13 protein-coding genes are annotated in these 20786 nt (G+C 46.3%); 3 read left to right on the forward strand and 10 right to left on the reverse strand.

The genetic code is table 11. From position 1 onward, the window contains the following. Positions 1-13: 13 nt before the first annotated feature. The 10 genes from BDD30_RS06840 to BDD30_RS06885 form a co-directional block, all read right to left on the reverse strand. Entirely contained in the window at positions 14-439 is a 426-nt protein-coding gene (locus BDD30_RS06840) for a hypothetical protein (RefSeq protein ID WP_015835463.1), read from the reverse strand. Further along, positions 436-858: a GPW/gp25 family protein gene (locus tag BDD30_RS06845; protein WP_015835464.1), complete on the reverse strand. Its 423-nt coding sequence runs from the start codon at positions 856-858 to the stop codon at positions 436-438. The genes BDD30_RS06840 and BDD30_RS06845 overlap by 4 nt, the downstream gene beginning before the upstream one ends. Before the next feature lie 13 nt (positions 859-871). Next, complete coding sequence (locus BDD30_RS06850) at positions 872-2488, reverse strand: phage baseplate assembly protein V (RefSeq protein ID WP_015835465.1); 1617 nt, start codon at positions 2486-2488, stop codon at positions 872-874. After that, the gene (locus tag BDD30_RS06855; RefSeq protein WP_015835466.1) at positions 2485-3174 is read right to left on the reverse strand and encodes a CIS tube protein; all 690 of its coding nucleotides are present in this window, start codon (positions 3172-3174) and stop codon (positions 2485-2487) included. The genes BDD30_RS06850 and BDD30_RS06855 overlap by 4 nt, the downstream gene beginning before the upstream one ends. Further along, positions 3171-3353, reverse strand: a complete 183-nt coding sequence (locus BDD30_RS06860; protein WP_015835467.1) for a DUF5908 family protein — start codon at positions 3351-3353, stop codon at positions 3171-3173. The genes BDD30_RS06855 and BDD30_RS06860 overlap by 4 nt, the downstream gene beginning before the upstream one ends. Then, positions 3350-3808 (reverse strand): phage tail protein, encoded by a 459-nt coding sequence (locus BDD30_RS06865; protein WP_015835468.1) that lies wholly within the window; start codon positions 3806-3808, stop codon positions 3350-3352. The genes BDD30_RS06860 and BDD30_RS06865 overlap by 4 nt, the downstream gene beginning before the upstream one ends. A gap of 15 nt (positions 3809-3823) precedes the next feature. Continuing rightward, positions 3824-5056 (reverse strand): phage tail sheath C-terminal domain-containing protein, encoded by a 1233-nt coding sequence (locus BDD30_RS06870; RefSeq protein ID WP_041382954.1) that lies wholly within the window; start codon positions 5054-5056, stop codon positions 3824-3826. A 70-nt stretch (positions 5057-5126) separates the two neighbouring features. Then, positions 5127-6449 carry a phage tail sheath family protein gene (locus tag BDD30_RS06875; RefSeq protein ID WP_015835470.1) on the reverse strand — a complete coding sequence of 441 codons (1323 nt, stop codon included), beginning with the start codon at positions 6447-6449 and terminating at the stop codon, positions 5127-5129. A 23-nt stretch (positions 6450-6472) separates the two neighbouring features. After that, positions 6473-7540, reverse strand: a complete 1068-nt coding sequence (locus BDD30_RS06880; RefSeq protein WP_015835471.1) for a phage tail sheath family protein — start codon at positions 7538-7540, stop codon at positions 6473-6475. Positions 7541-7578: 38 nt separating this feature from the next. Beyond that, the gene (locus tag BDD30_RS06885) at positions 7579-8028 is read right to left on the reverse strand and encodes a phage tail protein (RefSeq protein WP_015835472.1); all 450 of its coding nucleotides are present in this window, start codon (positions 8026-8028) and stop codon (positions 7579-7581) included. A gap of 362 nt (positions 8029-8390) precedes the next feature. Between BDD30_RS06885 and BDD30_RS06890 the strand changes: the two genes are divergently transcribed. The 3 genes from BDD30_RS06890 to BDD30_RS06900 all read left to right on the forward strand — a co-directional run bounded on the left by BDD30_RS06890 (position 8391) and on the right by BDD30_RS06900 (position 20783). Next, on the forward strand, positions 8391-8699 hold the full coding sequence (locus BDD30_RS06890; RefSeq protein ID WP_015835473.1) for a phage holin family protein: 309 nt from the start codon (positions 8391-8393) through the stop codon (positions 8697-8699). Then, positions 8696-9094: a M15 family metallopeptidase gene (locus BDD30_RS06895; RefSeq protein ID WP_015835474.1), complete on the forward strand. Its 399-nt coding sequence runs from the start codon at positions 8696-8698 to the stop codon at positions 9092-9094. Before BDD30_RS06890 ends, BDD30_RS06895 begins: the two co-directional genes overlap by 4 nt. An 802-nt stretch (positions 9095-9896) precedes the next feature. Further along, positions 9897-20783 carry a non-ribosomal peptide synthetase gene (locus tag BDD30_RS06900; RefSeq protein ID WP_041382956.1) on the forward strand — a complete coding sequence of 3629 codons (10887 nt, stop codon included), beginning with the start codon at positions 9897-9899 and terminating at the stop codon, positions 20781-20783. The last annotated feature ends 3 nt before the right edge of the window (positions 20784-20786 follow it).

Here is a 20786-nt window from a genome sequence, read left to right on the forward strand (position 1 = left end):
TTCAGTCAATACTCTAATTTACGGTAGCAAAATTTTGTTGAGTGATAAAACGTCCTTTTCCTGATGAAGGTGTCGTAACATCCGGTTGTGGCGGAGTCACTGTATTATTCATGGCTGGCAATTCAGGCGTAAACATCGCCGTAAATTGCTGCCCCTTGATAATTAAAGCCGCCCCACTGGTACACTGAAGGGCCTGCTGGCCAGCATCCAGAGCACTGATAGTAATGGTTCCTGTTCCCGGCGTAGTATGTGTTGTTGTAATATAGGTTGCAGAAACCCTGACCTGTTTCTCATCCCCCAGAATACACACTTTTTTTCCACTTACCTGCGCATGTCCTGTGCCGCTAATTTTTCCTGGGCTGGGAACCGTCACCTGCCGATTGCCAAAGTTGGGATCAAACTGTAACACGTCACCATCCACCACAATCGCTTCACTCATACTACCTCCGTCACCCGGCCTTCACTCAGTGCAAGTACTCCCTGGATTTGTTGATTGATATCACTCCCTCTCAGGCGATACATGACCTGCACTTGCAAAGTATTCCCCATGCCAGGGGATTGACGAACCTGAATATCAGTCATATCAGCCCGGGGTTCATATCGTAATACGTTGTCATGGATATGGGATTCAATTTCAGCAATAAGTTCATTGCGGATATTTTCAAACATAAAATCATTTAATCCGCAGCCATAATTTTCACGCATAAGACGTTCCCCCGGCTCAGTACTAAACAGAATCTGCAAACTTTGTCTCACATCTTCCGCCCCTTCAGCCATCTCTACCCCCTTTTCAAGGGAAAAGACCGGAGGAAAAGCCCAACCACGACCATAGAGTTGTGTCAGTATTTGATTTTCCATTCATCGTCACCTTTCATTGGGTAAGATTAATTTTTGCGCCTTTGATTTCAACACTGTTTTTCCCGGACATTGCCAATGATTTATCCATCGTGGCATTCATTGTCTGCGCTTTCAGTGTTAATTCTTTTTTCGTTGACAGAGAAATGTCTTTATCTTGCTGAAGCATTATTTGATTTTCACCCGCATTAATTCGGATCATTTTCTCTTTGCCATCAATGACTAATTGTTGTTGCGCTTCACCTTTTTTAACGATCAATACTTTTTCCCTATTATCTTGGGTTGGTTCAAAAGGGGCCTTATTTTTCGGATTATGCATAGCACCTAAAATAACTGGATAACGCGGATCATTTTCAAAAAAACCAATAATAACTTCGTCACCTGGCTCTGGGTAAAAACAGAAACCGCTTTCATGGCTAGCATAAGGTTTCCCCAATCTGGCCCACAAAAATTCATTGGGACGATTCAGTACCGGCAGAATAATGGGGATACGGTTTAACACCGCACTGTCCTGCTGATATTTCGCTACTGTCGCAATATGTAGTTCGGGAGCATCAGGTAATATCGGCAAATATTCATGTTGTAAACCAATGCTCACCGTGGTTTCCCAATCAATTCGCCGATTAAGACGGTGGCGAACCTCAGTAATGCTTGCCGTACCATCTAACTGTGAACCAAATCCAGTCAGCTGAATGTTGTCTCCCAACTGGTAACGCCCATCTCCTTTGAGCAAAAATTCTCCTGTCACCCCAGAAATGCGCTGGTTAAGCAATAATCCCTGTGCCAGATAACCGCTTTCCTGGGTTGTTAACGGACTGCTATAACAAATGTCCCAACCCGTTTTATTAAGGGATGCCAATCCATCAGGAGAGAGTGCCGCCTTACCCAACGCGATTTTTCCGTAGCGACCGCCTGATTGTACCTGCTGCTTACTGATATCCCAGCCACTGACTTCCAGCAAAGCGGGGTTGATTTGATTGTCAAACTGCCAGTAAGCATCCTTGACAACGATGTCTTTGTTCTCATCCCCCCTGCTCTTCAAGGTATAGGCTGAGTTTGATTTCAGAGCATCAGGTTGAACAAACTGAACGTCTTCTATGGCAGGTAACAACCATGCACCGGTTGCCGACAGTCGGCACAACAGAAAATGCCAGTCTGAACAACGAAATTGCACCATCTGTTCATGCTTTTGATCTAACGCCGCTATCTTTCCGAAGCGAGCATTGATTCCGGTCTGATTCAATAGCGTGCTTAAGATCGCTTTTTCGCTTTTGTCTTTAAACAGCTGTGAATGCTGGGTATCCACCATCAGTTGCAACCGATGCTTGACAACCAGAGTGAGCAATAATTGCTTATTCTTAATTCTCAGAGCCTTACGGGTAATAAGACCATTAAACAGCACCCATTTTTTGCTACCATCAATCAATTCCAGACGCAGGGTTTTCCCTACCTGACAGTGGGCCAGTTCTGTCTGAACATCCGTCTGACTGAAAGAAGAGAGTGGCCTATCCGGTACGCTCAGTTTCAATGTCGCAGAAGGTATACTGTTAACCCGATAACAGGTGTCCACATCTACCGCGGCCAAAAGTGACAGTGCCTTACCATCTGCAATAATTTTCAGTTGGTGGCTCATGATTCGTCTCCCCTGGTGGCCTGCAATATTTCACCCGGAACGAACCCATTGAGATTATCCAGACCGTTTTGCCAGGCCAGCGTCAGATAATCCACACCGCCTGACAATGTTGATGCCGTACTGGCTGCCATCAGAGCCAGAGATACCCCATCCTGTATGCGTAATGCGATTTTTGCCGGAGATTGCAGATTTTGTTCAGTCTCCTGCAACACCAGACTTTCATCAGCCACTAATGCCAATATTACCCGTACCCTCAAGGGAGTCGCATCACGATCAAACAAAGTGTAATTCACAGACAAACTCTTGGCCCTGCCAGCAAAGTAACCCCGACTTTCCCAACGCATTTTGCCCCATTTAACTTGCAGGAATCGCGTCTCGTTACTGGTTGCATCCACACTGCACAGTTGCTTGAGCTGCATGAGCTGCTCTTCAATGGGGGTTTTGTTACCCGGCATCGTGGCATCAAAAATTAATTCAAGTGATAACCCTGCGGGCTTGGCCTGTACATAAATGCTACTTTGCTTTTCGCTATTAATCGCTTGGGATTGCTGATAATCCGTTTGGTAATCCAGTTGCAAGGAGTCAGGGTTATACATGGCCTGCAACGTTCCTGCCCGTATCTTCCCTTCCCTATCCTTATAAGCATTAATTGTCAGCTTAGCTAAACCACGTTCAATCAGACTCATGGACGCCACCCTTCCTCATCGCGTAATGCGGCCAACACTTCGCGTTTTATCGTTTCCACCCAAGTCGCCTCATCCAGACTTTCCTGTATCAAAGAATGGTTTTGCCGTTCTGATTCAGTCGGTCGTGTTGATGGCACTACCTTTGCCTGGATAAGTAACTCTCTGATTTCTACTGTCATATTTTGACTCCAAGCCAGCGCATATCCTGGTAACGCAATTCAAGGGTATTCACCAATATGGCATTGCTGTTAGCGTCAAAGTCGCTGGTTTGCCAGCGTACCGGCAGCGCATTGCTCAACGTCCAACTGGACAATGGCAGTGAATTTTCATTCAGTAGCATCACCACCACATCGGCATAAGCGATTTTTTCACCACTCAATACCCGATCAAACATCCAGGTCAATGGCGAGACTGTCATCACGCCCCGTTCCAAAGTCAACGTACCGTGTTGGATTTTCTCAGCTAAATAGTTATTACGGGCATTTTCTCCTCCCTCACTGTACTGAGTCACCTGTAGTTCCCGACTAAGGCCAGAGATACGCTGAAAACGAATATCCAGCGGATCGGGAATGCGGTTAAAAATAAAACTCGCCATAAAACGATGGGATACCACGGGTGTGTAATAATCGTTCATCGTACTTTTTCCTTCTTAAGACAGCGCCTCTGTTTGGGTATTAAACACCAAACTGATCTCAATAAATTCGGCAGGAAACAACACAGCCAACTCAACTTTCATGATCATTTTTCCTGCACGAACATCATCCTCAGTCATCGTCTCGTTTACGCCTAACAGAATGTTAAATGCCTCATCCTCCTGTGAACCATACAAGCCACCCTGCAACCATAATTGCCGTAACCAGTTGTAACTTTGTCCTTTTAACTTCATCCAGGTAAGTTCATTATTTGGCTCAAAGACATACATGCGAGCCAATTGGGTCAAATGCGCTGTTACATAGGAAACCAGCCGACGTGTTTGCAGATAGCGCCACTGCGTATTATCCGTGTTTTCCAGAGTGCGGCATCCCCATACCCGTATGCCCTTACCTGGGAAACTGCGGATCACATTGAGCGAAGTGCCGCTGCTGTTAAACAGTACACTTCCCTGAAGATAAGATTTAACAGGTCGAATAACCTGGGATAAGGCAATATTGGCCGGTGCTTTCCAAACACCCGCGTCGTTATCCGTGCGTTGAATTACCGCTGCGACCGCGGCTGTGGGTGACAGAACAGTCCCCTGGAAAATTCCCTGAGATTCATTGTCCTTGCCAGATATTTCTTTCTGATAGGTAGTTTCCAGACGAGGCCAATATGCTGCCCCCCATTGACGATAATCTGACGATAGCGTTGTCATACACTTCTGCGCCTGTTCAACATTATCCGGCGCATCTAACAGCACAAAGAGGTTGGGCCTAACCTGACTCAATTGCAGCAGCGCCTCCCAGCCTTGGGACCACAGGCTTACCTGGGTTGAGGAGTCATCAATATCACTGTCATTAAGCCGAGCCATATCCGGTACCAAAATCAGTGTAATCTGACTATGCCCACCAATGGCTTCGCTAACCGTAGCAGAGCGCAATGCGGCTATCAGATTTTCCGCTTCAGCTGTGGTCATCTCCACTGATGGCATATTGTCCTTCAGGGGTAAAACAAATGCCTGTTGCCCGCCATTATCAAAATAGTGCCTGACAGCAAACATCATCACATGGTCGTCACCAAACAGGCTGGTATACTCGGCCAAACTGTCGATACGGACTGATGCTTCCGATTGTTCCGGATAACGAACGGTGTAACCAATAAACACCGGCACAGCACTGGGTATCTCTTGCTGACCCATCGTGATTATACTTTCTGTTAAAGTCACACCCGGTTGGAGTCTCTCCATCATCATCACCTCCTCCAAGATGGTTAGAGTAGGCACTGTCAATACAGTGCCTGGCGTTTAGTCATGGAGATTACTGAACAACATCCTGCGTAAATTGCAGAATGATGAACTCAGCTGGCCGCACTGCTGCCAAACCAACAGTCATGATCATCTTACCCTGTTTAATATCAGCCTCGGACATGGTGATATCCTGACCAATTTGCACAAAATAAGCTTCTTCCGGGCGAGCACCCATCAATGCATTTTTCTGCCAAAGGGTATAAAGATATTGATCAACGGCAGCCTTAGCACGTACCCAGGTAGGCTGACTATTAGTTTCAAACAACACAGCGCGCAGCGCCTGGCGGATATCTCGTTCAACGGAATTGAACAGGCGACGAACAGGAATATAACGCCAGCTGATGTTGGCAGCGTCCACACAAGTACGGGCTCCCCAGACCATAAAACCACGGTCGGTAAATGAACGGATGACATTGATTCCCTTGTCATTCATCTCTCCCTGCCGTTCATCGTCTACCTTATCAAGCAAACTCCCGATCCCTGTGAGCGCAACGTTGGCTGGCGCTTTCCAAACACCGCGACGATTATCCGTTTGGCAATAAATGCCCGCAATGGCAGCACTTGGCGGAATGATGACAGCACGTTGTTTCTCCTCGAGCAATCTTGCATCAATATCCTGTGCCAACGCCTCGTTGATTGTCCTGAGCTCATCCAAGTTTTTCGGTTTATGTGTTTCATCATCATCCTGATAACCGCTGATACGAATGTCCTTATCCCCAGGCAACGTGGAAAATTTTAGGTTAGTTTCCAACTGGGGATAATAGGCGGCGGCCTTAGCACTATTCCATACTCCTGACACAGATTCTCCATCATTGCTATCCGCAATCAGGAAATAGCCCACTTTGTTATCATTCAACAGTGAGCTCACTGCGCCATAGATCTTAGTTTTGTAATCCAGATCGAGTTCCGGGCAAACCAACAGAGTAATATCACCTTTCTGTTCAATGACTTCTGGTATGGCCGCCAGAACCAATTCATCTTCAGCATCATTTAATGGGTAGATATAGCAAGCTCCTCCGCCATTTTGAAAATAGAGTCGCAATGCTTCCACAGCTGGAGATAAATTGATTGTCTCAATATAGTGGTAAGTTTCAGATTCAGATTCAGATTCAGTGTTAGATTGGACAACAATCTCAACTGTTGGAGCTAGGGAAAAAGAGGAAGTGAATTCAAGCCAGTTGCTGATACGGGTACAGACTTGGATTGAATCAACCACTGTCGGAGTAAATTTTCCGATAAAAACAGGCACGGCAGTCGCGCTGTTACTGACAGACAACGCTAGGGAAGCGTCTTCTTCAATATAAACGCCAGGCGCTTTCAGAATAGCAGACATGATAACTCCTCATAATCATATGATTAACGCTGTTCTACATCTTGCGTAAACTGGAGAATGATAAATTCCGCAGGCCGTACAGCAGCCAAACCGACTTTAACAATCATTTGCCCTGCATCAATCTGCTCCTGTGTCATCGTTATACCTTTACCAATTTGCACAAAATAAGCGTCTTCTTCTTTGCTGCCAGCTAATCCCCCCTGTTGCCACAGGCTATAAAGGTAGTTGCTAATCGCCGCCCGTACCCGCTCCCAAGTAGGCTGATTATTAGGCTCGAACATAGCAAAGCTCATGGCACGCTTGATATCCCGCTCCACAGAATTAAACAAGCGTCGCACTGGAACATAACGCCAATTGTCTTTATCTTCCAGGGTTCTTGCACCCCAAACCGTAGTACCTGTGTTACTGAAATTACGAATCATATTGATAGCGCGGCCAGTGTTATATTCACCCTGCAATTCATCCGTGACTAAAAATTTAGGTTCCAGGCCCCCTTTCAACGCAACATTGGCAGGCGCTTTCCATACACCACGGGATAAATCCACCGATGCATAAACTCCCGCCATCACTGCACTGGGTGGAATATCTATGTTAGCCCAATCCGCTTTCAACCAAGGATAATAAACCGCAGCGAATGGTGTGGCGGTATAGGCTTGTTTTGCCTCTTCCGCACCGTTGATAGTCAACTCTGTTTCAGGGCCATCAAAGACTGCGAATAACCCTTTTCCTGGCTGACATAAAACATCTACTGTCGTTTTAATATCTTCGCCCGCAGCAACCAATAAGGTTACATCATCCAAGGTTGGAATAATTTTTTCTAAACTCGTTGTTTTGACGAGATAACAATATCCACCTCCATTGGCAAAATAAGCACGCACAGAAACATCTAATTTGTCTTCATTATTAAAATTGCCAATCAGATTAAGATAATCCATCCACGAATTAATACGGATTGCATTATCTTCACTAATATATTGGTTTTGTTCGTCCACAGCAAAAACAGGAACCGCTGTGGCGCTATTTGAAACTGACAAGGCCAGGCTATTTAATTCTTCAATATAAACGCCAGGATAACTGGTAACGGTTGTCATAAAAGTTCCCTTATATGAGATGATTAAATATCAATGCTTCAAACAGCCTGCATAATCACCCGATCTGCCATCAGCGTAATTTCCTGTACTGCAATATCATTACTGGTGGCATCAAATGAAGGTGAAGTCAATGAAGTGGGAAAAGCATTAGAAACATTCCAGGTCATTAATAATTCGGTACCTGCATCATTAGTTAAACTGATGGTAATATCCTTTTTCTCTACCTGATTAAGCTGAATAGAGTTAATCCAATCAAACAGTTCTGTTTTCCCCGGGAAAACGCCTTTACGCAAGGTGATATTAGTGCTCTGACTCTGACCCGGCATTTTGAACCAATTACCAACACCATCTCGGTATTCAATGGTGTCATAACTAATATCTAATCCTGAAACACTATTAAATGGAATTTTCTCATCTCCGACAGAAACAATAAAGCGATAGACAGGAATAGGATATTCAACCGCAATTTGAGATGTACTTGTAGACATAAAAGCCCCTTTTTAGACAAAAAATAGCTCGATTGATTACAATAATCAACATATGATGTAGGATAATATCTTGAGTAACGCTACCGCCACAAAATGACAGGAATATCATTCCGAATTTTTACTCATGATATAAAACTTACACCAATAATTTATCGTGCCGAAAAATCCAGAATAAGTACATTGCCAATAATGCAATTTGCTTTTTATGCAATTTCATTTACATAGAGGCAAAGACAAAGCTATTATGAATATTCTAATAAACATCAATCCTTCATTAAACATGATGTGATACTTAAAATTTTAATAATGGAAAACACTGTCCAATCGAACATCACCATTAAAACTATTCGGAAGGAGGATATATGTCATTTAAAATACCGAATGATGAAGATGTAATTATTTGGATAATTATAGGTACATTTTCTACATGGGGCGGAGTTGTCCGATACATTATTGATATGAAAAAGGACAAGATACGTTGGGATTGTAAAGAAGCAACAAGTCAAATGATTGTATCCAGTTTTACGGGATTTCTTGGTGGATTTCTCAGTTTTGAGAGTGGCGTCAGCCTTTACATGACTTTCGTTATTTCCGGACTGTTTGGAACGATGGGAAGCACAGGAATCAGTTATCTGTGGGGAAAATTTTTCGGTGGTGAAGACAAAAAATGAGTATCAACAATAGCTTCTACTTCAGCAAAAGAAGTGAACAAAATTTAATTGGTGTACATCCTGATCTGGTGAAGGTTACCCGTTTAGCTCTACAGCTCTCCAATACCGATTTTTGTGTTATTGAGGGGCTAAGAACAGCCGAACGCCAACGGCAAATGTTTGCTGATGGGCATAGCCAAACATTGAACAGCCGCCATTTAACCGGACACGCTGTCGATCTCGCACCATTAATCAATAGCACTATTCCCTGGGATAACTGGCAAGCCTTTATTGAACTTGCAACTACTGTCAAACAAGCTGCCCAGCGTTTGAATATTCCTATTATTTGGGGTGGAGACTGGAAGTCACTAAAAGATGGCCCACATTTTGAATTGCCTCGCCAATATTATCCATGAAATTCTGGCGAACTTGCACTTTAAGAACACAATTGTTTTTATGCTCAAAGTTGCGAGAAATCTTCCAATTCTGGTCAGACCCTCGCGAATTATCTTAGCATCCATCCCTCTGAAATTTAGCCTAGCCGTTATTTTGATGCGTATGGTTAGCTTATCGAGCGTAAGATTCGCGATAAGTCACAGGAATAATCTGCCTCAATTTGTGATCTAATTCGTAAAAACAATAAATTTTTATACGAAACTCTGAATTTAGCCACTGAGAAAAGTTTTTAGCGGTTCCATCTGAAGGCACATGGTATCTTCTCTCAAAAAGAGAGTATAAGATCACAGCGACTTCCCTTTTCCTAATCAACTGATTTATTCTTTATTCGCGATTAAAAAATATTAGCGATCTTGCCCTGATTAAAAAGCTTGTTATACAATATAGATCTCAATTTAAATAACAATCATTATTACGCCGAAAAAAATTATGATTATAGTATGATAGATAAAGATAATAATAATTTCTGAAAGTAAATTTAATAAAAACAAGGTTGGTAAAAAATATGTGTACTTGAGTCTATAGGAAATTAATAGAAAGTGAATCATTAGCCAATAAATATTATATTAACTATTTTTTCATGAGGAAGAGTGTTGAAAGATTGCGAGATTATCTGTAATGACGCAATGATAGATTATACCAATGCCTATTAAATTCATGTTGTAACATAGATAATTTAAAGTCAGGAAAGTAATGAAATCTACTCATTCATGCCATAAATTACAAATAACTTGCAAACGGAATACATTCGTATGGTTTATTATGAGAATATCTGAGGGTTCGTTGGATTCGAAATTATATAGTCTTCATCCTTCTCAGGAAGATGTGTTTTACGAACAAGTGCTTTATGAGAATAGCCCAATACACAGCCTCGGCTGGTATACATTGATAGAAAAAAATATTGATATGGTTATTTTGCAAAAAGTATGGAATTTACTATATCAACATATTGATATGTTACGTTTACGTATATCAATTAATTCAGATAATGAAGCTATTCAATATATTCAAAATCAGCGCACGCCAGAATTAATCAAGTACTATGATGTTTCGATGCAGCTTGATTCCGAAAAGAAAGCATATCTTTGGATGAAGCAACAAATAGGTATTCCTATCGATTATTTAAAAGAAACTCCATATCAGGTTACATTGATTCGCTTAGACAATGAAAAATATTACTTTTTCACTAAATTCCACCATATTATGATTGATGGTGTCGGGTTATATCGACTTCATGAATATGTCCACAAGCTGTATACATGTATTGAAAACGGAACATCAATAACATGGTTATCGGAAATCCCACAATATTTAACTACAATAATCAAGTCGAGAAAATATTTCAATAGCACTCAGTATGAAAAAGATAAGAGTTATTGGTTTGATTTTCTGAAGAAAAAAGAAATACATCAATTAACACCTTGCTATCAGAATACAGGTAGTAATAATTGTACGTTAATATTACCTCTTTCAATTAAAGAAGATTTACGTACTTTTTGTAAAGAATACAAAACCAATCTGCTTTTCATCTTTTCGAGTCTGGTCAGCATTATTATGACTGAACTTACAGGACAACAAGAGCTGGTTTTTAACACGATCACACATGGAAGAGAGGGAAAATCAGAAAAATATGTTGTAGGGATGCAGGCAAATATGTATCCGGTGTATTGTCATATTTCTCATGCGGCTAGTATGATTGAACAGATTAAATTAATAAAATCCGAACTAAAAAATAGTTATTATCACTGTAAATTTCCTCAATCTCACCTTGCTCGAATTGCTCATAAACATAAGCTTTCTCTACCCAATATATCTATTTTCTATGAACGTTTTTCTGAGTCAGACTTAGAAGCCACCGAAAATCAGCACTATCATATAGATGGGGTTTTTAACATTCATCCTATCGTCTTTAGATTGAAAGACTATGGGTATACTCAGGAACTAAAAATAACGATAGATTATCTACGGAAATACTTTAGTAAGCAGGATATCAACAGAATACTTAAACGATTACAAAACCTGTTTATTACCTTACTCAACAACCCTGCATCATTAGTCAGTGAATTACCTATTTTATTAGAGCAGGAGCGCCATACATTACTGCATACCTGGAATCAGCCTGATATATCCTATCCGCAAGTCCGCACTCTTCAGCAACAATTTGAGGCTCAGGTAGCAGCCAGACCGGACAATGTGGCATTGGTGTTTGAAGGGAAAACACTGACTTATCGCCAGCTAAACGAACAGGCTAATCAGTTGGCTGCTGCGATCCGTGAACAATATCAACAGCAGTGCAATAAACCCATACCAGCCGATACGCTAGTAGCTTTATATCTGGATCGTAGTCTGGAAATGGTAATCAGCATTCTGGCAGTGCTGAAAGCCGGGGGAGCCTATGTACCCATCTCCCCGGAATATCCGCCGGAACGGGTCCGGTTTATTTTAGAAGATACCGCATCCCCCTGTGTGTTGACTCAACAGCGATATCTGACAACGCTGAGGGAATATACGCAGGTACAAACTAAACAGCCTGCATTGATAACTGTGGATGATAGGAGGGCAATAGAAAACCTGCCGACAGAAGATTTGGTACCCGTCAGCGGAGCCACAGATCTGGCATATGTTATCTATACCTCAGGCACCACCGGCCAGCCAAAAGGCGTGTTACAAACCCATCATAATGTTGTCCGTTTATTTACCAGCACACAGAAGGATTATCAATTTAACCAAAATGATACCTGGGTGCTTTACCATGCCTACACCTTTGATTTCAGTGTATGGGAACTATGGGGAGCATTGCTCTATGGCGGGCGTTTAGTTATTCCGACAGTCGAGTGCACCAAAGATTTTGGCAGGTTCAGTCGCCTCTGTTCAGATCAAAATGTCACTGTATTGAATCAAACACCCGGGGCATTTTATGCCTTTATCGATGCCTCATTAAATATTGGTGCAGAATTTCCCCACCTCCGCTACGTGATTTTTGGTGGAGATAAACTGAATCCGGTTCAATTGAAACCCTGGTGGAACCATTACGGCGATCAATCTCCCGCTCTCATCAATATGTATGGGATAACCGAAACAACCGTACATGTTACCTACAAGAAATTAACCCAAAACGACGCCACAGCAGTATCTTGCATTGGACGGCCATTAAATGACATGTATGCCTACGTCTTGAATCATTCCGGAAACCTTGTACCTATTGGTGCCCCCGGAGAGCTTTACATCGGCGGCGCTGGACTGGCACGGGGATATTTAAACCGGTCTGACCTGACCACCGAGCGGTTTGTGGCAAACCCCTTTGCCACAAATAAAGATAAGGAGCGCGGTTACACCCGTCTGTATAAAACCGGCGATTTAGTCCGCTGGCAGCCGGATGGCACTCTGGAATATCTCGGGCGCAATGATTTTCAGGTCAAAATCCGTGGTTACCGCATTGAACTGGGCGAAATTGAATGTGCCCTGACTACCCACCCGCAGGTCAAGCAGGCGGTGGTGATCGATCGCGAATATGAGGGGAATAAAGCCCTGGTGGCGTATCTGGTGACAGAGGGAGCACTCTCAGACGATGAGCTCATCAGGCACTTATCTTCTTCCCTGCCAGACTATATGCTGCCAGCCAGCTTGACCCGCATTGAGTCCATCCCCCTGACCCTGAACGGCAAAGTGGACCGGCAGGCATTGCCGGCACCGGTCTGGGGAAACCAGGAGGGGTACGTAGCGCCCCGCAATCCACTGGAAACCCAATTGTGTGCCATCTGGCAGGACGTATTGGGGCTGGAGCGAGTAGGCATTGAAGATAATTTCTTCCGCATCGGGGGCAATTCCCTGACCGCCATCAGGCTGACCGCCGCCATCCGCCGCATATTGGCAGCCGAAGTCTCTCTGGCGCAGTTATTTACCCTGAAAACCATCTCCGGCCTGACAACCCAGCTGGAACAGCAGACTTATACGGTTATCCCTCATCGGGCTCAGGAGCGCTACCCCTTATCGTTCGCCCAGGAACGGATGCTATTTATTGAACAGTTTGAACAAGGCTCCGATACCTACCATATCCCTTATCTGGTTCAGCTGCATAATGATGCCTGTCTGCCCCTGTTGGAAACCGCTATTAACCAGCTCGCCGAACGCCATGCGGTGATGAAGATGGTGTACCGCTGCGATGATGACGGGCAGGTTTATCCTCAGAAACTGGACAGCAATTTGGTTATCCGGTCCTGTGAAAACGCTGCCCCGCTGTTGAACATGGTTCGTACTGAAATAGCCACCCCGTTTGATTTGACCACCGAACCCAGCCTGCGCCTGTGCCACTATCCGGTATCTGGCCAGCATTACTTATTAATGCTATGGCACCATATCGCCATGGATGGCTGGTCAATCGATATCTTTATGGCGGAACTGGCAGAGATTTATCAGTCCCTGCGGGAAGGCCGTGACAGCCAGCTTCCCCCGCTGGAGATTACCTATGGCGATTACGCCGCCTGGCAACGGGACTATTTACAGGGGGACACCCGTGAACGCCAGCTCACTTACTGGCGACAGACCCTGGCCGGCTATGAATCACTGAACCTGCCCACCGATTATCCCAGACCCGCACGGGTGAATTATCAGGGACGGGATTTCCATTTTGTGCTGGACGCCCGACTTTCTGAGCAGTTAAGAACGCTGGCAAAAACACAGGAAACTACCCTGTATACCGTGCTGCTCAGTGCCTTTTCTCTCACGCTGGCAAAATTATCCGGGCAACACGATATCGTCCTGGGGACGCCGGCAGATAACCGCCACCACGCCCAAACCCACACCCTGATAGGGATGTTTGTCAATTCACTCGCCTTAAGGATACCACTTCAACAAGCCGACAGTGTCGCAGCCCTGATTAAACAGACCCATCAGCGGGTCACTGAAGCCAAAACCCATCAGGATATGCCATTTGAACAGCTGGTTGAGGCTCTGGATATTGAGCGTGACACCGCCCGCCATCCGATTTTTCAGGTCATGTTCGGGTTACAAAGCTTTGGCAATCATCCCCCAGACAGCCGTCTGCCATTCAGGCCAGTGCCGCTGGATACGCCGTTATACAGCCCGGCCAAGTTTGACCTGAGCCTGTTTCTATCCGATGGGCAAACCGAGATTACCGGGTGTCTGAACTACGCCGTCAGCCTGTTTGCAGAGACCACCCTCGTCAGACTGGCGGGGATGTATCAACGGGTACTGGAAGCCTTCGTGGCAGACCAGACCCCATCGCTGGCCGGGATTGATATCTTGTCCGGACAGGAGCGCCATACCCTGCTGCATTGCTGGAATCAGACCGATGCGCCTTACCCGCAGGATAAAACCCTGCAACAACTGTTTGAAGCCCAGGTGGCAAGCACTCCCGATACCGTGGCGCTGGTGTTTGCAGGCACATCCCTGACCTACCGTCAGCTTAACGAACGGGCCAACCAGCTGGCTTATGTGATCCGTGAACGTTATCAGCAACACAAGCCTGTCCCTATGCCAGCGGATACCCCAATCGCCCTCTACCTCGACCGCAGTCTGGAAATGGTTATCAGTATCTTAGCGGTACTGAAAGCCGGCGGCGCTTATGTCCCCATTTCCCCTGATTATCCATTAGAGCGGGTTCGATTTATTTTAGACGATACCCAAGCCCCCTGTGTCGTCACACAACAAAGGTATCTAGCCACGCTGGCGACAGACAAGCAAACATGCACAGAACAACCAGTGCTGATAGCAGCAGATGACCCGACAATCACCGCAGACAAGCCTGTGGACAATCCAGCATCAGTAAACACCCCCTCAGATTTGGCCTATATCATCTACACCTCCGGCACCACCGGCCAGCCAAAAGGGGTCATGATTGAGCACAAAAATGTGGCTCATCTGGTGGCAGCACAGGCAGAAATCTTTGATGCCACAGAGAGAAAAAAAACCTTAATGTTTGCTGCTTATGTCTTCGACGCCTCGGTTTCCGAGTTATTCCTCAGCCTCTTTCATGGTCATACCATTTACCTTTGCAGCGAAGCAGAACGCAATGCCCCCGCCGTTGAAAAGCTCATTCAACGGGAAAACATTGAAATGGCCACCCTGCCACCGGCCATACTGAAATTATTAACTGATGCTGAGTTGCCTTCCCTGCAATTATTAGTGACCGCCGGAGAGTCACCTTCTGCCAGTGTTCTTGAATATTTCAGCCAACATAACAACATACTGAATGCTTACGGCCCGACGGAAGTGACCGTTTGTGCGACGGGGAAGCAGTATCAACGGGGCGATATTGCAACAAACATTGGTAAAGCGATTAATAACGTTCGCCTTTACGTTCTTGACAATCACGGCAATCTGTCTCCTGTCGGGGCACCGGGAGAACTGTATATCGGCGGTGCCGGATTGGCGCGGGGTTACTGGAACCGGCCTGACCTGACTGCCGAGCGGTTTGTGGCAAACCCCTTTGCCACCGCAGAGGACAAGGCTCGCGGTTACACCCGCCTGTACAGAACCGGCGATTTAGTCCGCTGGCAACCGGATGGCACTCTGGAATATCTCGGGCGCAATGATTTTCAGGTCAAAATCCGCGGTTACCGCATTGAACTGGGCGAAATTGAAACGGCCCTGACTACCCACCCGCAGGTCAAGCAGGCGGTGGTGATCGATCGCGAATATGAGGGGAATAAAGCCCTGGTGGCGTATCTGGTGACAGAGGGAGCACTCTCAGACGATGAGCTCATCAGGCACTTATCTTCTTCCCTGCCAGACTATATGCTGCCAGCCAGCTTGACCCGCATTGAGTCCATCCCCCTGACCCTGAACGGCAAAGTGGACCAGCAGGCATTGCCGGCACCGGTCTGGGGAAACCAGGAGGGGTACGTAGCGCCCCGCAATCCACTAGAAACCCAATTGTGTGCCATCTGGCAGGACGTATTGGGGCTGGAGCGAGTAGGCATTGAAGATAATTTCTTCCGCATCGGGGGCAATTCCCTGACCGCCATCAGGCTGACCGCCGCCATCCGCCGCATATTGGCAGCCGAAGTCTCTCTGGCGCAGTTATTTACCCTGAAAACCATCGCGGGCCTGACAACCCAGCTGGAACAACAAACTTATACGGTTATCCCTCATCGGGCTCAGGAGCGCTACCCCTTATCGTTTGCCCAGGAGCGGATGCTATTTATCGAACAGTTTGAACAAGGCTCCGATACCTACCATATCCCTTATCTGGTTCAGCTGCATAATGATGCCTGTCTGCCCCAGTTAGAAGCCGCCATTAACCTGCTTGCCGAACGCCATGCGGTGATGAAGATGGTGTACCGCTGCGATGATGACGGGCAGGTTTATCCTCAGAAACTGGACAGCAATTTGGTTATCCGGTCCTGTGAAAACGCTGACCCGCTGTTGAACATGGTTCGTACTGAAATAGCCACCCCGTTTGATTTGACCACCGAACCCAGCCTGCGCCTGTGCCACTATCCGGTATCTGGCCAGCATTACTTATTCATGCTATGGCACCATATCGCCATGGATGGCTGGTCAATCGATATCTTTATGGCGGAACTGGCAGAGATTTATCAGTCCCTGCGGGAAGGCCGTGACAGCCAGCTTCCCCCGCTGGAGATTACCTATGGCGATTACGCCGCCTGGCAACGGGACTATTTACAGGGGGACACCCGTGAACGCCAGCTCACTTACTGGCGACAGACCCTGGCCGGCTATGAATCACTGAACCTGCCCACCGATTATCCCAGACCCGCACGGGTGAATTATCAGGGACGGGATTTCCATTTTGTGCTGGACGCCCGACTTTCTGAGCAGTTAAGAACGCTGGCAAAAACACAGGAAACTACCCTGTATACCGTGCTGCTCAGTGCCTTTTCTCTCACGCTGGCAAAATTATCCGGGCAACACGATATCGTCCTGGGGACGCCGGCAGATAACCGCCACCACGCCCAAACCCACACCCTGATAGGGATGTTTGTCAATTCACTCGCCTTAAGGATACCACTTCAACAAGCCGACAGTGTCGCAGCCCTGATTAAACAGACCCATCAGCGGGTCACTGAAGCCAAAACCCATCAGGATATGCCATTTGAACAGCTGGTTGAGGCTCTGGATATTGAACGTGACACCGCCCGCCATCCGATTTTTCAGGTCATGTTCGGGTTACAAAGCTTTGGCAATCATCCCCCAGACAGCCGTCTGCCGTTCAGGCCAGTGCCGCTGGATACGCCGTTATACAGCCCGGCCAAGTTTGACCTGAGCCTGTTTCTATCCGATGGGCAAACCGAGATTACCGGGTGTCTGAACTACGCCGTCAGCCTGTTTGCAGAGACCACCCTCGTCAGACTGGCGGGGATGTATCAACGGGTACTGGAAGCCTTCGTGGCAGACCAGACCCCATCGCTGGCCGGGATTGATATCTTGTCCGGACAGGAGCGCCATACCCTGCTGCATTGCTGGAATCAGACCGATGCGCCTTACCCGCAGGATAAAACCCTGCAACAACTGTTTGAAGCCCAGGTGGCAAGCACTCCCGATACCGTGGCGCTGGTGTTTGCAGGCACATCCCTGACCTACCGTCAGCTTAACGAACGGGCCAACCAGCTGGCTTATGTGATCCGTGAACGTTATCAGCAACACAAGCCTGTCCCTATGCCAGCGGATACCCCAATCGCCCTCTACCTCGACCGCAGTCTGGAAATGGTTATCAGTATCTTAGCGGTACTGAAAGCCGGCGGCGCTTATGTCCCCATTTCCCCTGATTATCCATTAGAGCGGGTTCGATTTATTTTAGACGATACCCAAGCCCCCTGTGTCGTCACACAACAAAGGTATCTAGCCACGCTGGCGACAGACAAGCAAACATGCACAGAACAACCAGTGCTGATAGCAGCAGATGACCCGACAATCACCGCAGACAAGCCTGTGGACAATCCGGCATCGGTAAACACCCCCTCGGATTTGGCCTATATCATCTACACCTCCGGCACCACCGGCCAGCCGAAAGGGGTCATGATTGAGCACAAAAATGTGGTGCATATGGCGGCAGCACAGACTGAAATTTTTGATGCCTTAAAAAGAAAAAAATCCTTAATGTTTGCCGCTTATGTGTTCGATGGTTCTGTTTTCGAACTCTTCCCCGGTTTATTTAATGGCCTGACTCTTTACCTTTGCAGCGAAACAGAACGCAATGCCCCCGCCGTTGAAAAACTCATTCAACGCGAAAGCATTGAGATAGCGGCCTTACCGCCAGCAATACTGAAGCTGTTAGTTGGTTCCCACTTACCTTCCTTACAGTTATTAGTGACCGCCGGAGAATCCCCCTCGCTGGATTTTCTTGAACATTTCAGCCGTCATTGCAATGTCCTAAATTCTTATGGCCCAACCGAGGTGACCGTTTGTGCCACCGAAAAAATATATCAACGGGGGGGCATCCCTACCAATATCGGCAAAGCCATTAATAATGCCCGCCTTTACGTTCTTGATAATCACGGCAATCTGTCTCCTGTCGGAACGCCGGGAGAACTGTATATCGGTGGCGCCGGATTAGCTCGGGGTTACTGGAACCGGCCTGACCTGACCGCCCAGCGGTTTGTGGCAAACCCCTTTGCCACCGCAGCAGATAAGACCAAAGGGTATACCCGTCTGTATAAAACCGGCGATTTAGTCCGCTGGCAGCCGGATGGCACTCTGGAATACCTGGGACGCAATGATTTTCAGGTCAAAATCCGTGGTTACCGCATTGAACTGGGCGAAATTGAAAGTGCCCTGACTACCCACCCGCAAGTCAAACAGGCGGTGGTGATTGATCGTGAGCATAACGGCCATAAAGTCCTGGTGGCGTATCTGGTCACAGAGGGAGCACTCTCAGACGACAGGCTAATCCGTCACTTATCTTCTTCCCTGCCAGACTATATGCTGCCAGCCAGCTTAACCCGCATTGAGTCTGTCCCCCTGACTCTGAATGGCAAAGTGGACCGACAGGCATTGCCGGAGCCTGTCTGGGGAGTCAAAGAGGGGTACGTAGCGCCCCGCAATTCACTGGAAACCCAACTGTGTGCCATTTGGCAGGACGTATTGGGGCTGGAACGTATTGGCATTGAAGATAACTTTTTCCGTATTGGTGGAGATTCCATTGTCAGTATCCAACTGGCCTCAAAACTGCGCCAAGCAGGCTTCTCCCTCCAAGTTAAATCAATTTTTGAAGCCCCAACAGTGGCCCGGTTAGCCCAACTACTAGCACTCTCATCGCCCACAGTTAACGTGCTCGCAGAGCAGGGATTGTTAAGCGGGGAATTTGGCCTGTTGCCTATCCAGCAGATCTTCTTCGACTGGAATTGGCCAAATCCACACCATTGGAATCAGGCATTTATGCTTCAGATCCCCGGGAATATCAAATCTGTACAGATTAAACAGGCGCTGATAATGTTGGCCGAACAACACGATATACTACGTGCCCGTTTTATAGAAACCGAAAACAGCTATCATCAGTACTATTCCTTAGAGATGCCATCTTCATATTCCCTTTTACATCACTGTGATATCAGGGGATCAAATAAGGAAGCATTACATCAACAACTAACCCAATGGCAAAGTGGGTTCGATTACAACAACGGGCCATTATGGCAAGCAGGTCATCTGACCGGATACACAGATGGCAGTGCCCGGCTATTCTTCGCATTCCACCATCTGATTATTGACGCCGTTTCCTGGAGAATTATTGCTGAACATATACGTCTGTTATTACAAGAGATGGCCTTACCACCGAAGACTAGCAGTTATCGACAATGGGTAACGGCTGTCCATCGTTATGCTCAGCAGCATCAGGATGAAGTACCCTACTGGCAACAGGTGATAGCAGGAAACGACACCAAACCCGTGCTAGATAACATCACTCAGCACCTGTTAAGCATTCCTGCCGAAATGACGGACATTCTACTACATGAAGCCAACACCGGTTACCACACTGAAATTAACGACTTACTGTTGAGCGCATTGACACTGGCGTTACAGGAGACTTTCTCCCAAGCTGTAAACTACATCATTCTGGAAGGACATGGGAGGGAATCCATTGACGACACATTAGATCTTTCCGAAACCGTTGGCTGGTTTACAACCATGTACCCTGTCCGCCTGGAAATGCAGACTGATATTGCAGAAACCATCATCCACACCAAAGAGATGCTTCGTGGCGTACCAAATAAAGGTATTGGTTACAGTGCGTTACATCAAGCGGGATATCTGACTGGCGATTTACCAACCATCAGTTTCAACTACCTTGGCCAGTTAGGAAGGACCAACCATCAAGACTGGTCCATAACCAACGATGATTGTGGTGCTGTGATAGCTAGCGAAAATGGCCGCCATCTACTACTGGGCATCAATGGCTCAGTTCAGAGGGGAAAACTGCAATTCAGCGTAGATTCCCGCTTACCACAAACCCGAACAGAGATATTTATCACGGCATTTGAACAAGCACTTAATGAAGTCATTGCTACTAGTCAAAAGCAGGCTCAATTGGGCGGAATAAAAACCCCCAGTGATTACGGGTTCAAAGATGTTTCAATGGAACAGCTAAATCAGCTTACTCATCGTTTTGATCATGTGAATCATGAAAATTCAGACTATCACTCAGAAAAGAAAACTATTTTGGATGTGTAAAAG

Source organism: Photorhabdus asymbiotica (assembly GCF_003634575.1).
GTDB classification, from domain to species: Bacteria; Pseudomonadota; Gammaproteobacteria; order Enterobacterales; family Enterobacteriaceae; genus Photorhabdus; species Photorhabdus asymbiotica.